The 15,344-nt window shown below is 62.2% G+C and carries 11 protein-coding genes, 3 pseudogenes and 1 riboswitch; of the genes and pseudogenes, 2 read left to right on the top strand and 12 right to left on the bottom strand.

The genetic code is table 11. The annotated features are described in order from the left end of the window. Positions 1–107 precede the first annotated feature (107 nt). The 8 genes from RFM41_RS30405 to glmS all read right to left on the bottom strand — a co-directional run bounded on the left by RFM41_RS30405 (position 108) and on the right by glmS (position 10,097). The gene (locus RFM41_RS30405) at positions 108–2,336 is read right to left on the bottom strand and encodes an AAA family ATPase (RefSeq protein ID WP_320252905.1); all 2,229 of its coding nucleotides are present in this window, start codon (positions 2,334–2,336) and stop codon (positions 108–110) included. Then, positions 2,333–2,746, bottom strand: a complete 414-nt coding sequence (locus RFM41_RS30410) for a VPA1267 family protein (RefSeq protein ID WP_135905230.1) — start codon at positions 2,744–2,746, stop codon at positions 2,333–2,335. Before RFM41_RS30410 ends, RFM41_RS30405 begins: the two co-directional genes overlap by 4 nt. Further along, positions 2,743–3,171: a hypothetical protein gene (locus tag RFM41_RS30415; protein WP_320252904.1), complete on the bottom strand. Its 429-nt coding sequence runs from the start codon at positions 3,169–3,171 to the stop codon at positions 2,743–2,745. The genes RFM41_RS30410 and RFM41_RS30415 overlap by 4 nt, the downstream gene beginning before the upstream one ends. Continuing rightward, positions 3,171–3,335: a hypothetical protein gene (locus tag RFM41_RS30420; RefSeq protein WP_320252903.1), complete on the bottom strand. Its 165-nt coding sequence runs from the start codon at positions 3,333–3,335 to the stop codon at positions 3,171–3,173. Before RFM41_RS30420 ends, RFM41_RS30415 begins: the two co-directional genes overlap by 1 nt. Continuing rightward, on the bottom strand, positions 3,332–5,260 hold the full coding sequence (locus RFM41_RS30425) for a hypothetical protein (RefSeq protein ID WP_320252902.1): 1,929 nt from the start codon (positions 5,258–5,260) through the stop codon (positions 3,332–3,334). The genes RFM41_RS30420 and RFM41_RS30425 overlap by 4 nt, the downstream gene beginning before the upstream one ends. Next, entirely contained in the window at positions 5,257–6,702 is a 1,446-nt protein-coding gene (locus RFM41_RS30430; RefSeq protein WP_320252901.1) for a site-specific integrase, read from the bottom strand. Before RFM41_RS30430 ends, RFM41_RS30425 begins: the two co-directional genes overlap by 4 nt. Next, entirely contained in the window at positions 6,671–8,026 is a 1,356-nt protein-coding gene (locus RFM41_RS30435; RefSeq protein WP_320252900.1) for a tyrosine-type recombinase/integrase, read from the bottom strand. Before RFM41_RS30435 ends, RFM41_RS30430 begins: the two co-directional genes overlap by 32 nt. Positions 8,027–8,273: 247 nt before the next feature. Further along, positions 8,274–10,097, bottom strand: a complete 1,824-nt coding sequence (glmS, locus tag RFM41_RS30440; RefSeq protein WP_320252899.1) for a glutamine--fructose-6-phosphate transaminase (isomerizing) — start codon at positions 10,095–10,097, stop codon at positions 8,274–8,276. 185 nt (positions 10,098–10,282) lie between these two features. On the opposite strand from glmS, the pseudogene RFM41_RS30445 reads away from it, so the two are divergent. After that, positions 10,283–10,546, top strand: a pseudogene (locus RFM41_RS30445) (hypothetical protein); the annotation flags it as partial. A gap of 254 nt (positions 10,547–10,800) precedes the next feature. Here the strand turns inward: RFM41_RS30445 and RFM41_RS30450 are convergent. The 3 genes and pseudogenes from RFM41_RS30450 to RFM41_RS30460 form a co-directional block, all read right to left on the bottom strand. Next, on the bottom strand, positions 10,801–10,995 hold the full coding sequence (locus tag RFM41_RS30450) for a cold-shock protein (protein ID WP_320319326.1): 195 nt from the start codon (positions 10,993–10,995) through the stop codon (positions 10,801–10,803). Continuing rightward, positions 10,983–11,376, bottom strand: a pseudogene (locus tag RFM41_RS30455) (Mu transposase domain-containing protein); the annotation flags it as partial. The pseudogene RFM41_RS30455 and the gene RFM41_RS30450, both read right to left, overlap by 13 nt. Before the next feature lie 306 nt (positions 11,377–11,682). Then, positions 11,683–11,880, bottom strand: a pseudogene (locus tag RFM41_RS30460) (IS630 family transposase); the annotation flags it as partial. Between the two features lie 321 nt (positions 11,881–12,201). Beyond that, a riboswitch (cobalamin riboswitch) is annotated at positions 12,202–12,401 on the top strand. Positions 12,402–12,497: 96 nt separating this feature from the next. On the opposite strand from RFM41_RS30460, the gene metE reads away from it, so the two are divergent. Further along, a complete protein-coding gene (gene metE / locus RFM41_RS30465; RefSeq protein ID WP_320252897.1) occupies positions 12,498–14,843 on the top strand; it encodes a 5-methyltetrahydropteroyltriglutamate--homocysteine S-methyltransferase in 2,346 nt (781 codons plus the stop codon). A gap of 313 nt (positions 14,844–15,156) precedes the next feature. On the opposite strand, the gene RFM41_RS30470 is transcribed toward metE, so the two are convergent. Beyond that, the coding region (locus RFM41_RS30470; RefSeq protein WP_320319327.1) for a hypothetical protein at positions 15,157–15,344 on the bottom strand (188 nt) is incomplete at its 5' end.

Here is a 15,344-nt window from a genome sequence, read left to right on the forward strand (position 1 = left end):
CTCTGGTCCTCCCCTGACCTGCGCTGTGCGCCGTGCCCATGAGGAGGTGTCGGGACGAAGGGCGTCCCAACACATGACCCGCCTCTGGCAGGTCGAACAAAGGGCTGTCAGTCAAGTCGAGCCGCGTCGAAGTCGAGCGCCTGCAGCCGCAGCGCCGAATGAGGCGGGCGCTCGGCAGCCTCGCGGCACAGCAACGGATCGAGCACGACCCGCTCGCGGGCCCTGGTGACCGCCGTGTAGAGCATCGCGCGGTCCAGGAGGCGACTGCGCACCACGGGGATCACGACCGTCCGGAACGCCGAGCCCTGGGCCTTGTGGACGGTGATCGCCCAGCCGCGCACCAGATCGGCGAGGTCCGGCGCGAAGATCTCGGCCGTCAGCCCGTCGTCGAAGGTGACCTCGGCCCCCGCTTCCGTCGCCCGCCGGACCACTCCGAGAGCACCGTTCATGAGGTCGATCGTCTGCTCCTGGCCCGCGGCATCCCTCGTCCCCGTCGGCCGATCGTAGGAGTTCCGCACCCAAAGGATTTTCGACCCGATCCGCAGTCCCCAGTCGTGCACTGCGGCCTGGGCCGACAGCCAGCGGCTTTCGATGGCGTCGCTCAGGCCGATGGCACCGGCAGGGCCACGTCGGGCCATCGCCAGGACCTGCACGTCGGTCGAATGCAGCTTCGAGACGGGATCTCCTCCCGGGGCGTGAAGCCCGGCGACGGCGGCAAGGACATCCATGACCGTCTGGGGAACTGCGTCCTCCAGGCACGACGCAAGGAACACGCCGGGTCGATCCGCATGGCGGGCGTCGAAGGGCGGAAGCTCCGGCAGAGCGCCGCGCCTGATCGCATTCGCGATCTCGGGAATGCCGGTCGCGGCCGCCTGGCGGTGGATCCTCGCCAGGGTCACCCTCGGCACGGCCGGAGTGGCGCACATCGCCTGCGCGGGGTTTCCGGCCCGGATCGGCGGAAGCTGCGCCGGATCGCCCACGAAGATAACGTCGACGTCGATGGGCAGGGCCGTGAGCAGCTGCCAGAGGTCCGGGGTGCCGACCATTGAGAACTCGTCGACGACGACCAGTCCCGACCGCATGGAGCGCTTCCCGAGCTCCAGGTCCTTCTGAAGCCGGTACACGGTCATCGCTGGCCGGCCGGTCGCTTCCGACAGCCTTTTCGCGGCGCGGCCGCTCAGTGCCACCTGGACCACGTCGCCTCGGCCGAGCTTGGCATGGGCGTGGAGCACGGCCCTCACGATCGTGCTCTTGCCCGTCCCCGCGCCGCCGTCGATCACGCACACGGCGAATGTGAGCGCCGCGAACACGGCCTCGCGCTGCTCCGCTTCGAACCGAACGCCCGTCTCTGCTTCCACTTCCGCGATGGCGGCCAAGAGGGTCGTGACTGGCACGTCGGGCTTTGATCGGGCGAGGCGCCCTGCGACCACCTTCTCGAGTTCCCGCTCCATCAGGTCCGGACCGCGGGCCTGGTAGCGCTCCTTCGAGACTTCGCGGAGAACGCCGGCGGTGATCGCCGTCTCCAGCGCGTCGGCTGCCGTCCGGGCAGGAAGGGGCGCAAGCATTGGGCGTACCCGACGGAGCAGTGCGTCACGCGTCACGACCGTATGCCCGCCGAAGCTGCCTTCTGTCGTCCGGAAGGCCTGTGCCGCGGCGACATCGACGGCCGCCAGCATGCGGCGACGATCGGCAGGGTCCAAGCCGCTCGCGAGTGCGGCGGCATCGACCTTCCGCCAGGGCTCGGCCAAAGTCATGGCGTAGGGGTTGTCGCGGAAGCGCCTTGCCGCGTCCGCCCCAAAAAGGCGTACGGCCGCGTTCGCCGTCGCGCCCTCGATGCCGAGTTCGTCGAGCTCCTGGAGGGCCGTCACTTCGTCGAGTAGCAGACCGAAGGCGTCGACGATCGCGGCCGCCTTGGGGCGGTCGAGCACCTCCGCGAGCGCTTCCACGTTCCGGGTGCGGATCAGGTCGTACAGCCGCCCTCCGAAGGCCTCCCAGAGGCGTTCGGCATAGCCCTCCCCCACCCCGGGGATGGCCGGGTTGCGTGCGATCCAACGCCGGATGGCGGCTCCCCGGGGCATCGCCGGGGCCGCCCAGGCGGCATCGATGTGCTCGACCTCTTCGACCAACCCGGTCCTCGGGTCACGAACCGGGTATGCGCCGAGGCTGCCGGTCACCCGCCAGAGCTCGCCGGGCACGGGACGACGGGGCAGCACCCGGCCCGGGATCCTGGCGCGAAGCGTTTCGCGGCCGCCGTCGGTGCCGAGCCCAAGGAGCACGCCGCCGCCCCACGGACCGTCGTGGAAGGACGTGACCTGGAGCGTGACGGCGGTCGTCACGGGATCCGCCCGGTGTCGGCGAGGAGCCTCCTCAGCGCCCTGAAGCGCTCGTTCTCCTCGCGCAGCTTGGCGTTCTCCGCTCGCAGACGGAGCACCTCTTCCTCCAGCGCCTTCGACCTCACGTCGGCCCTGGCCTTCGTTTCCTCCCGGAGCCTTGCCTGGTCAAAGGCGGTCGGGGCAGCGACCGTTGCCTCTTCCAACCCCAGATTGCGGTAAGCTTCGTCCAGCAACAGCTTGGCGGTCTGGTTGGCGTAGAACACGCCCCTGTCGAAGCCGCAGGCGTCGGCGATGGCCGAGAGGTTCGGCCGGCCGTCACGTGACGGGAGACAGCGCTGCGCCGTCTCGAGCCCTTTGAGGTAGGCCCTGAGCCGCCGGACGTTCTCCTCGCCCTGCTGGACGCCCCGGGTCACTTGGCGCGCCTCTCGGCCGGCCTGCGGGGTACGACGATCTCGCGGTCGAGCTGCTCGGGCGTCATCCCCCGCTCGGTCACGGCGTTGTAGGACCAGCGCAGGAAGCGCTCCAACAGGTCCTGGTTCTCCTGCCGGAGCCGCTCGTTCTCGTTCCGCAATCGCGTGATCGTCTCCCTAGCGTGGACGATGGCCGCGTCGCCGTTGCTGCGCGCGCCGGCCGCCTCGACGCTGTCGTCCAGCCGCTTTCGGGTCATCTCCCACGCGTTGAGGATCCTCGACTGCTTGCGCAGCCCTGCCTTGGTGTAGGTCTGGCCCAGTTCCGTCGCGAGGACGGCCAAGTACCTTTCCCAGGTCAGCTTGCCCGTCCAGGCGTCGAGCAGCCGCACCGCCTTCTCGATGTCTTGGTCCGACAGCCGCTTCGACATCACCTCTCCCCGGTAATCCGCATGAACGCCGCCAAGTCGTCCGCCCCGCCGGCCGACGGGAGCTCGGCCGACCGGATGGCGGCCGCCAGGCCGGTCTTCGTCTGGGACACCTTGGGCGGCGGCAGCGTTATCAGGACGCCGTCTTCGACGGCGGGGTCCGTCATAAGACGGAGCGCCAATGCCCAGCGCGAGGCCGCCTCCCGGTGCTTTTCGAGCCACGGGTCGACGCCCGGCTCGTCCTCCTCGATCGCCGCAATGCAGTTGGCAACGGCCCGCTCACTGACGGCCAGCTGCACGCGGATTTCGGAGAGGTGCCTCTCGTCTCCCTTGATGAAGGAGTTCTCGCCGCAGCCGATGCAGTTTTGTCTTTGGGGCACGGCGTGAGCGAGTAGTTGTGCCGGCAGAGGCCGTACCGGGTGGATATAACCGACCCCACCTCGAGGCGGAGCGCGTCCTCGCCGGAGATCATCTCCTTGCCGGCGCGGGCCGCGACCTTGTCGGCCAAAGGACCCGTCGCCTTCACCGCCCGGGGTGCGTCGCCGCCCATCGCCGCATAGAGCTCGATGAAGACCTCGTGCGGGATGTGGTCGTACCAGCTGTTCTGGTCGACCCGTTTCCGCCCGGACCAAAACGCGATCAGCGCCTGCGACAGATGCTTGGACTGTGCCAGCGTATTCAGCAGGTGCCGCGGCTGATGGCTGGTCAGCGTCCACGGCTGTCCGGTTTCCGGGTTGAGCAGGCCGTGCCGGACGAAGACGGTGGAGCTCGGGTGGTTCAGATCCTTGTAGATGCGGCCCGGATCGATCAGGTCGGGCACGTTCGCCTGGACTGCCACGTTGCCGCGCATCGTGTGTCTGGGGACGCAGAAGAGCGCGTCCTCCGCCATAAGGTCGAACTTCCTGTCGGCGTAAGGAAAGCCGAGGGGAAGGTGCTCAACGACATAGGTCTGCAACGATCCGAAGTCGTAGAGCCTCGTCCAACCTCTCCCGTCCGTACGAGCCGGATCCGTCGTGCAGTGCTCGGTCGGCTCGATGATCCGGCTGAGGGCGTAGTTGTTGAACTCTCCCTGCACACCGAGGATGGCGTAGACCTCTGGCTGCGTGAGCGGCTGGTCGCGCAGATGCTCGTACCCCGGCGGCAGGTAGAGCTTGCCGGGATTGCGGGCGTACCAGGCGGCCGCCCGTCTTGCGGGCTCGCCTATCGCTTTGAGACGGCGGATCGCGGTCCTCGCGACGTCGGCCCACTCCAGGGTGGTCGCGAACTTCGTCAGCGGCTCGCCGCCCTTCGCGGGCCGCCAGGATATCCCGTACACTCCGCCCATTTCGGTTTCGCACCCGACCGGCAGCGCAAGGATCTCGGAGACACGGCTGGGCGCGAACATCGCCAGCGCGAACCACGCCGTCGTCACCGCGTCCGCCCCGGTCTCCGCGCCCAAGAAGACGCTCGCGAGGTCCAGCACGCACTTGAGGTGCGGCAGCTTCTCGATGACGTTCGACGAGCCGTCTTCCCGCACCTGGATGCTACGGCGCTGATCTCGGACGGTCGGGGCCGAGCTCTTCCAGGCGAGATGCACGGAGGTCAGGTGCTTCGCGGCCGCGAACCCGGCGATTTGCTCAAGGGAACTTGCCAAGCCGTTTTTGTCGTCGTGCTCCGCCCGGATCAACGACACAGCCTTGTCGAGGACGGCCGGCGTCAACGCGACCAGGTCGGCTTCGTCGCCAATCTCTCGGAACGCCTTGTCGACGGCTCGCAGAGCCAACAACCATCGGTAGGGCCGACTGACCTGTCCGGAGAGGATTGCGTTGGCGACCAAGGCTTTCGCCGTCTCCAGGAACGGTTTCCCGATCGCCACGGCCCCCGACTTTCCGGCTCCCCGGCCCGCCGAATCGAAGTCGACGAAGTGGAGTACGAGACTGCGGTTGCCCCTCGACTTCGATCGCTCCCGGAGATCCCACGTCAGAGCGTCCCACGGCAAGGCATTCTCGCCGGAGAAGAACGGCAGAGCGCGGGCATGCTCGATGAAGCCCGCGAGGTTCTCGCGGGCCGTCTCTTCCGGGCGGCCGACGAAGGGGACAACGACGCCGCTCACTGGACGGCCCTCGCGTGCGCGTCACGTTCGATGATGATGGCGCGGACGGCATCGATCTGCTCTTCGGTGATCAGCCTGATCCGATCCTCCGTCTCGCTCTCGAGGTCCTCCTCCAGAACCTGGAGGAACTGCTCCCAAGGCGCTCCGCGTAGGGGTTCGAACTTGTGGCAAGTGAGGCAAGCCCGAGGCGCGTCGTGATGGCACTTCGCCATCGTGCCGCAAGCGCCGAGCTTTTGCCCGACGAGGTGGGCGAAGTCCCTGATCACCGCCCCAGGCTGCCCTTTCCGGGTCGCCTCTTGGAGGGTGTCGATCGGTCGGCCTTGGAAGACGCTGGCGATGAACCCCATTTCGGGTCCGATCGCGTCAGCAATGGGCTTCTGAAGCGTCGGGAGCGCCGCACGGTAGTAGTGAACGCAACTTGTCGACCGATGGGTCAGGAGACGAGCCGCCTCGTGGTCTGTCGCTCCGAGCGCGATAGCTCTGGTGCCCAGCGTATACCGGAAGCGATAGGGAAAGATTGGAACGGGTCCACCCAGCCGATCTGACCAAGTCTTCACGCGGCGGAAGATTGAGTGGATTCGGTTCTGGATCTCATCCGATCGCTCGAAGAAGAGGCAAGCGTCAGGATGGCTTTGGTCTCCCGGCCCCCACAGGTAGCGCAGCAACACGTCGGCAAGGACAGACGGGCACTTCCTTTTCCATCGTGCCGTGCCGACCTGCTGTTCGCCTTTTGCTAGTGGGATTGCAAGCGTGATCTCATTCCCCTCTGGCCCTGACGTCACGATCACGTCGCCACGTCTCATGCGGGCAATCTGAACGGGGCGCACTCCGGTAGCGATTAGGAACCAGACTAGCGCCCATTCGGAGAGGTCAATCCCGCCTTCTTCGAAGGCTCGATTCACACCGTCTCTGACGCTTCGCAGTTCCTGTTCAGTTAAGGCGCCACGCTCGGGATCGTTTGCTACAAGGGCGAAGTACTGCCCCTCGTATCGCTCCTCAAAAGCCTCCGGGCCAGTCAAGAAGGCGATAAGTTCCGGTTCAAGACCTGGCAAACCGGATTCAGTCCATCGCGACAGTACGGCCGGCAAAAAGGGCCAAGTCGCCAACCCGTGCCTTGCAGGCCACTCAGCAATATCAACAAGCCCCAGCATCTCCATTGGGCGGCCGGCTCTCCTTCCCTCAGCAATGGCGGCCCCGACATATCGGGTACACGCCTGGACGTAGGAGAGCGAGTGCGTGGAAAACATGCCGTGCAAGATCGCGCTAGCAGAACGACAGCACGTCAGGTTCGGGTCGTTCCAGCCAAAATCATAGCGATGCGTCGCTTGATCGCTACTTATATACGTCACTCCCGTCTGTAAGATCGCCTCAACTCGACCATCAAGTAGCGCGACGTCTTTGGCGTCGTCCTTAATTCTCTTCTTCGGCTCTGCCGCGCTCACCTGATCCTCGCTCTATAATGTTATTGGCCAGCCTCTCTGCGAGGTCATCGTCCCGCTTTCGGATATGGCGACGGGCATACTGGGCTCCCATCTCCGACTGCGGTGACCACCCTTGAAGCTTGTTCCTGATGCGGATCTCCTGCTCAGGATCCATTCTCTTGTCCGGGGGCTGTTGGTCGACCAATTCGCTGAAGCGGTCGTTCCAAGTCCGCCTCATCGTGTGAGGCGTCAGGTAGCCGGGAGCATCCGGCAACATCGCTCGGATCCGCTCGAAGATCCGGTTCACCTGCCTGAGCGACAGCAGCCTACCCTGTTTGTCCGTGAAGAGTTGGCCATGCTTCCGGGCCGCTTTCGGCAACCGGGACCAATGCGTTTCGACAAAAGAATCGAATGCCTCGGCACCCTCTTTGCCGATGAACACGTCCCGCGGTTGTGTCTTTGATCGTCTGACGAACACGGTCCGGTTCGCGTAAACGACATCTCGAACCAGGACCGACTGGATTTCGGCACGGCGCGCACCGCTGCTTGCGTAGAGCAGCCACAGAAGGTGGTTCCGGTCCTGGACGAACCCAGGCTCGAATGGGTTATCAGGAGACCCCGGCGCAAGCGCCGCCGTGATCTTGTCCACCATCTCCGCCGGGATGCCTTCGCGGGTTTCGTCGTCGGATGTCGATATGTTGAAGCCGCGCCCGCGCTGGCGCAACCTGGACAGCAGCTGCTCGCCGAGCGTCCGGAGATCCGCGCTTTCCCGCTTTAGCCTTTCGAGCGATCCCAAGCGAAGCTTGAGGTGCCAATCGAAGTACTCGGCGACGTAGTGGATCCGAACGGCTGCTTCCTTCGGGTTCGCCAATCGGCTGTCGGCAGCCATTGCCTGCTGCGGACGAGATCCGAATGGCCTGAGGATTTGCGTACCGGCCCCATGGTTTTTGACGGGAGTAATCTGTTCTGCCTGAGCCCTTGCCGAGAGCAACAGGTAGTCCGCCAGCGATTCGACCTCTTCGATGCTGAGCAAATCTCCGGTCCTTAGCTGAAGATCTAGATCCGCTCCTCTCGACTTTGCCCAGCATCTGGCCATAGCGATGCTGGCCAAAGCCTTCACGCACGTCTCGGGAGATCGATTCGCCTTCACGAAGGCAGCCGTCACAAACACGTTCGGATAGAACGCGGGGCCAGCTTTTTCGTCGACAAGGATCGCGACGGCACGGCCGTTTCGGCCATTGAAGCGCCTTATCTGGAACGGTTGGGGCCCAAGCCTTTTCCGCCAAGGCTCCACCCCTGGTTCTTCCGCATCAACATCGGCATGGGCACGGGTGACTGGTGACATGTCTCAGCCGCGCCCTCCAAGCGCTTCAACCGAAGTTTGGAGGTTTCAATTTACGGCCTATGCACCTTAATTTTTGTGACGCAGAGGCTTAGCCGCTTCCCGCACCGAATAAGTTAGTTTCCGATTTCCTACAGGTCTCCGTAACCATCCCAAAACATCCAACGCAATATCCGGCCGGAAAATCAAAAAATTGCGATGTAGCAATGGGTCCGCGACAAGAAAGTTTCCGCTTTTGCGATAGGTCTCCCTATTCGACGGTGACTGATTTTGCGAGGTTGCGCGGCTGGTCGACATCTGTGCCCATGAAGACCGCTGTGTGATAGGCAAGAAGCTGTATGGGCAGCGAGAAGATCATCGGCGCGATAATCTCGTCGACAGCTGGCAGCACGATCGTGTGCATGGTGTCGAGCTTGGATGCGGTTGCTCCTTTTTCATCGGTGATGAGGATAACCCGCCCTCCACGGGCGGCGACTTCCTCCATGTTGGAGACGGTCTTGTTGAAAAAGCGATCAAACGGCGCGATGACGATCACCGGCATGTTCTTGTCTATCAATGCGATCGGACCGTGCTTCAATTCACCCGCCGCATAGCCCTCGGCGTGGATGTAGGAAATCTCCTTGAGCTTCAGCGCACCTTCCATTGCCAGTGGGAAGCTGGTGCCACGGCCAAGATACAGGACGTCGTGATATCTGGATAATTCGCGCGCCAGAAGCTCTATCTTAGGTTGGATGCTGTTCAGGATCTGGCCCATAATGCGCGGCATTTCGGCAAGGCTTCGGACCAGCGCCTGCACCTCATTTTCGGTTACTGTTCCGCGGGTCCGGGCGGCGCTGATGGCAAGTGCGGCAAGAACGGCAAGCTGGCAGGTGAACGCCTTGGTGGAGGCGACGCCGATCTCTGGGCCGGCAAGGATTGGGAAGACCGCGTCGGCCTCCCGAGCGATGCTCGATTCGGCGCCATTGACGACGGCGCCGATTTTCAGTCCAAGTTTCTTGCAGTATCTCAGCGAGGCCAGCGTATCGGCGGTTTCGCCAGATTGCGAAATGAAAAGAGCAGCAGACTGGGGCGACAACGGGATCTCGCGGTAGCGAAATTCGGACGCAACGTCGATTTCGACTGGCAGGCGAGCATAGCGTTCGAACCAGTATTTTCCTATCAGTCCGGCGAGGTAGGCGGTGCCGCAGGCAGAGATCGCCAGGCTCGGAATGCTGGCAAAATCGAAGCTAGGAACCGGATCGGCGCGATTCTCTATCAAGCTGACATAATGAGCGAGCACATGGCCGATGGCCTCGGGCTGCTCGTAGATTTCCTTCTCCATGAAGTGGCGATGTTTGCCCTTGTTGGCCAGATAAGCCGCGGCCATAGAGGTCTGACGCGGACGCTCTACTGGGTAGCCGTCGAAATCGAAGATATCGGCACCCCCCTTGCCGATTACGGCCCAGTCACCGTCGATGAGATAGGTGACTTCATTCGTGAAGGGGGCAAGTGCGATCGCGTCGGATGCCAGAAACATCTCGCCGTCGCCGTGGCCGATTGCCAGCGGTGGTCCATTGCGCGCTGCGATGATGCTCGACGGATCATCCTCAAAAAGGATGGCGAGCGCGTAGGCGCCCTTGATGCGTTTCAACATGGCATGCATCGCTTCGCCCCGGCCCATGCCCTCCTGGCGGTGTCTTGCCACAAGATGGGCGACGACTTCCGTGTCGGTGTCGGTCTGGAACTCGGCTCCCCCCGCCGTCAATTCCTCCTTCAGCTCGGCAAAATTCTCGATGATGCCGTTATGGACGACGGCCACACCGTCGGTAAAGTGCGGATGCGCATTGCCTTCCGTCGGCGCTCCGTGGGTTGCCCAGCGCGTGTGGGCGATGCCAATGGAGCCGTTTAGCGGCTCTGCCTTCAGTCTCTTCTCTAGATTGACGAGCTTGCCCTCAGCGCGCCTCCGCTGCAAGGCGCCCTCGGTGATAGTCGCAACGCCGGCGGAATCATAGCCGCGATATTCCAGACGCTTCAAGGCGTCGACCAACCGCTCCGACACGGGCTGTTGCCCAACGATACCAACAATCCCGCACATGCCGTCTGCGACTTCTTTCCGGCGGCCTCGGTCGACGCACCAATCACGACGAGGATACCCAACGCGCTGCAATTCAGGATCCTCTAATACGATTTTATTAGGACGGTAAAATTGATTGTTGGAATAGCAATCATCCACCCGATAAATGGACAAAAGATGCGCGACGGCATTCCAACAGAGCCTTATCGATGCTGCATCTGCCGATTGACGTGGGCATCGAGACGGCACTCGACGCGGATGTGAAGTCGTGGCTCGCCTTCGCGGCGCAAAAGACCGACGAGTTGGTCGTGCTCGCCTTTGCCCTGGCCGAAGGCCGGGACGAGGTCGCCGCTGGTGTCTATGACATTCACTCGCCAGGGATCCCAGAAGCGGCCGAGATTTCCAACCTCATTAAGGATCCGGGAACGCCGGCACCTGCCAAGCGTACCCACAACAAAGCCGCAGCCTGACCGGACTTTTCAGGCTCGACTAAGCGGATCCGGCATGGTTTCGCACTTGCGATATAAAATTTGTGCGTTGCAATATCCGTTGCTATCGGTATGATCATGACTTGTCGACCATCTACTCCTCCCAGATGGTGCCGACGCTGAGTGGGCGCACCTCCTCCCGCGCCTCATTCGAAATAGAGTCCGCTGCCACCTCCTCCCGGCAGCGGGCTTTTTCTTTGTCTGAGGCGCAATTTCGGTTGGGCCAACGCATTTGGCTAGGCGAGGCGAATATTCCGTACCTCCAGGCCTTTCTTGCCCTGCCCGCATTGGACAAACACCTTCTGCCCCTCCATCAGCATGCTCAGTCCTGAGCGGGTCTGCGCGGTGGCATGAACGAAGATGTCCTTCTCACCGTTTTCAGGAGCAATGAAGCCGAAGCCTTTTCGGGATTGTACCACTGCCCCGGGCACAGGGCATGATCGCTCACCATCTGGCCGCATGACGGATGATCACACGGCCAGCCAAAACCACGACCTGGACGCTCTCGCCGATCAGGCGCCAGGGCACCGAGTAGCTGTTCGTATCCAGATCGATCGCACAGTCGGCCTGGACCTTGCGGATCAGGCCCCACAATTGCCCAACGGCGACCTGCCGGAAAGCGCGCGGAGCGCTCGAGCTTCAGCGGCAAAACGTTCCACGGGCGCAACGCCGGTGGTGCCGTGTTCGCCCTGGTCGGCAACTTCGCGCATCCACCGATCCAGATGCGCCTCGAACGCCGCCCAGCTCTCGAACCGCCGGCCGGCGTTCGCGTTCTCCTTGATGTAGCCGACTCCGCGTTCGTCTTTCCCCTCTGCTTCGTGTGGTGCAGCTTTGTTGCGCCCTTGAACCGCGCCAACTCCTGACTCCGCCTAGGATCGCGTGACGCAGAACTGCAGGCCGAGCACCTCGCGTCTGGAGCGAGCCGCCCGGCGAGGCCATGAAACGTTAAAATTAAATCCTCACCGAGCTTGAACAGAGATGATCAGTTTGTGTGCTTCTACCCCTTTGGGTTGCCCTAAATGAACTGCATCTGGCAATCGGATGTAGGCCAAGTTGCGAGCGCGCGGCTGGCCCCACCTTGGCACTGCTTTTCGAGCAGTAGTCGGTAGCCAGTAGTGGATTGAATCTAACACTTGGTGCCCACGTTTGACGGCGGCGATGATTTTGTTCGGGTCGGCGGTCCAGGTGAAGCGTTTGGGTTGTCGGATTATGCTCGGCGAAGAAGCGGTTGATGGCCGCCTACACGACAAGATGAAAGGCGCCTCGCTTGAGGCGTCGCTCGACAGCTCGGCGAAGAAGCCCTCGACGGGGTCGAGCCAGACACCCTGCCTTCGCGCCCCAATCCATTCGACCAAAGGCGCGGCTAACAACCCTTGCGCAGCCGGGCCGAACCGCCGTCTGTCACAGTTCTGCACAGCGCGCCCATTTGTCGATTTGGCCCGGGCCCTGCAGCAGCCAAGGTCTGGCTTCATGTAGCCAATCTGCCTTACCGCGTGCCGAATTAAATATATTCGCGATCCAAACGCCCCTTGTTCGTCCCTCCACGCGACTTGGAAATCACTGTGATAGTACAAAGTGCGTTCACATAATGACATAAAGATTTCTTTATGCGATGTTGACAAAAGAGCGGACTGCTGTGATTGTGTCCAAGCCATGGTTCTCCGTACGGCGCTGCCGCAGCGGAGCTAAGAGGGAAGCCGGTGCGATGCCGGCGCTGCCCCCGCAACTGTTAGAGGCGAGCCGACCCCACTCATGTCACTGAGGCGAACAGCCTCGGGAAGACGGATAGAGGCTATGACCCCCGAGCCAGGAGACCTGCCACGGCGAACTATTGTCCACGGGCGGGGTGTCTCGGTGGCCGCTGCAGCCCGGCGTTCGTACCGGCCTACTGGCGCCTTCGTTGTCCCCCACGCCCCAACCATCGGGGTATCGCATGACTCTCTCTCAGCAAATTCCTGTAGCGACGCTTGGTGTGCCGCGTATCGGTCGCAGGCGGGAATTGAAATTCGCGCTCGAAAGCTATTGGTCCGGAAAATCTTGCGCTGCCGACCTTCTCGCGACGGCAAAGGCACTCCGTGCCGCGAGCTGGGAGGAGCAGCGCGATCGCGGTGTGTCGAAAATCCCCTCGAACGACTTTTCGCTCTACGACCATGTACTCGACACCGCCGCCATGGTCGGCGCCGTGCCGTCTCGCTACGCATGGAATGGCGGCGAGGTCCCACTCGACATCTATTTCGCCATGGCCCGCGGCAACCAAGGTCAGACGGGGAATTGCGACTCTGGTCAGGAGCATGCGGCTGGCCCTGCCCTAACCGCGATGGAAATGACCAAATGGTTCGACACCAACTATCATTACATCGTGCCGGAACTTGACGACGATCAGGCGTTCACACTCTCGTCGACCAAACCGGTTGATTACTTCCTCGAGGCTAAAGCCCTGGGCATTCATACACGCCCGGTCATCCTTGGACCGGTCACTTTTCTCAAGCTGGCGAAATCACCTGCCGAAGGTTTCAATCCCCTCGCGCTCCTGCCGCGGCTTCTGCCCGTCTACGAGCAACTCCTGCGGAGGTTGAAATTCTCGGGAGCCGATTGGGTGCAGATCGATGAGCCAGCGCTTGTGCTCGATCTAAACCAGAACGAACGAGCCGCACTTGAATTTGCCTACGGGCAGCTGTCGAAGGCCGCGCCCGAGCTGAAGATCATGCTGGCTACCTATTTCGGGCCTCTGGGGGAAAATCTCGAGACGGCGATATCGCTGCCTGTGGCGGGCCTGCATTTTGATCTCTCGCGTGCTCCCGAACAGTTGGAGACGGTTGGTCGGCTCGCGCCTAAGGATCTGGTGCTCTCGCTTGGCTTGATCAATGGCCGTAACGTCTGGCGCGCGAACCTTACTGCCATTCTCGACCGCATCAAGCCGATCGTCGCGGGCTGGCCGTTGGACCGAGTCGAGATCGCGTCTTCGTGCTCGATGCTGCATGTGCCGATCGACTTGCGTATGGAGACGGCACTGGATGCGAACATCAGGTCGTGGCTCGCCTTCGCGGCCCAGAAGATCGACGAGCTGGTCATCCTGGCCCGGGCCTTGTCCCAAGGTAGAGATGCGGTGGCTGGCGAGTTGAAAGCTTCTGCCGAGGCTGCCGCGACTCGCGCAACATCCACGAAGGTCCATGACCCGCTCGTTGAAGGGCGGATCGCCGACATTAACGGCGCCATGAAGCAACGAAGGAGCGCATTTGCCGAGCGTTCCAGGGCCCAGGCCCGCGCGCTCGGCCTGCCGCCGTTCCCGACGACGACCATTGGATCCTTTCCGCAGACGCCTCAGGTGCGCAAGGCGCGTTCCGCTCACGCGAAGGGCCAGCTCAGCTATGTCGATTACGAAACCTTTCTGAAGAAGGAGATCGAGGCTGCTATTCGCTGGCAGGAGGAGATCGGGCTGGACGTGCTGGTGCATGGCGAGTTCGAACGAAACGATATGGTACAGTATTTCGGCGAGCAACTTTCCGGCTTCGCCTTCACCGAACATGCCTGGGTGCAGAGCTATGGGTCGCGCTACGTGCGTCCCCCCATCATCTTCGGCGACGTATCGCGCCCCAATCCGATGACGGTGCGCTGGTGGCAATTCGCCCAGTCGCTTACGCAAAAGTCTGTAAAGGGAATGCTAACAGGCCCAGTGACCATTCTCAATTGGTCTTTTGTTCGCGACGACGTACCCCGCTCCGAGGTCTGCCGCCAGATCGCGCTCGCTATTCGCGATGAAGTGACGGACCTAGAAAGAGCCGGCGCAAGGATGATCCAGATCGACGAGGCCGCGTTTCGCGAAGGCTTGCCGCTGCGCAAGTGCGACTGGAAGGTCTATCTTGACTGGTCGGTCGAATGCTTCCGGATCGCTTCAACAGGTGTAAAGGACTCGACTCAGATCCATACCCACATGTGCTATTCGGAATTCAACGAGATCATCGACGCGATCGCTGAGCTGGATGCGGATGTAATTTCGATTGAGACATCGCGCTCGGCAATGGAACTGCTTGACGCCTTTACGAGCTCTAAATATCCGAACGAAATCGGTCCTGGAGTCTATGACATCCACTCACCGCGCGTTCCGGAAGTCGCCGAGATTTCGGCCCTCCTCATGCTTGCCCGCGAGCGCCTGTCTGATGCTCAACTTTGGGTAAACCCCGACTGTGGCCTCAAAACACGCAATTGGGAGGAGGTCCGCCCTGCCCTCGTGAACATGGTCGCTGCAACACGCGCGCTCCGGGAGACAGTGCAGGTCTGAGGCTTTGCCGAATTCTCGTTATGCCGCGGGTCAACGGCTACTGCTGCCGCGAATTCCGCGAGAACGCCTCGGTTCGCAAAACGTCCTGGCAACATGATGCCATCGCGACGAGCAGGCGACGGAAGCGTCGTCTGCGCCTTTTTAGATTAGAAGTGGTCTCCCCTCAGTGATGGTTCGCCATTACCTTTCTTTGCGACTTTGGAAACTCAGGCCATTTATTTTCCTGAAATCCCGCGAGACAGGTAGAGGCGTTGTCGCGGTTTCGGCCGGTAAAATGGAATAGACGACATTGGGCACCCTTCCGGTCAACGCGTTAAGGAAGGTGACCAGCCGGTAGGCTTCTTTTGTCGTCATTCTTCGCCGATGTCATGTCTGCCCATGTCTCCAGCAGGTCGTGTCCCGCTGAGTGGTGTAGCTCGGCGGTGACGAAGCCGCTCGCGAGCGCGCTCCTCAACAGCGCCGAAGCGAGCGAGCGGCGATAGCAGCGGTCATCGATGTTCC

The organism is Mesorhizobium vachelliae (assembly GCF_033977325.1).
Taxonomy (GTDB): Bacteria; Pseudomonadota; Alphaproteobacteria; order Rhizobiales; family Rhizobiaceae; genus Mesorhizobium; species Mesorhizobium vachelliae.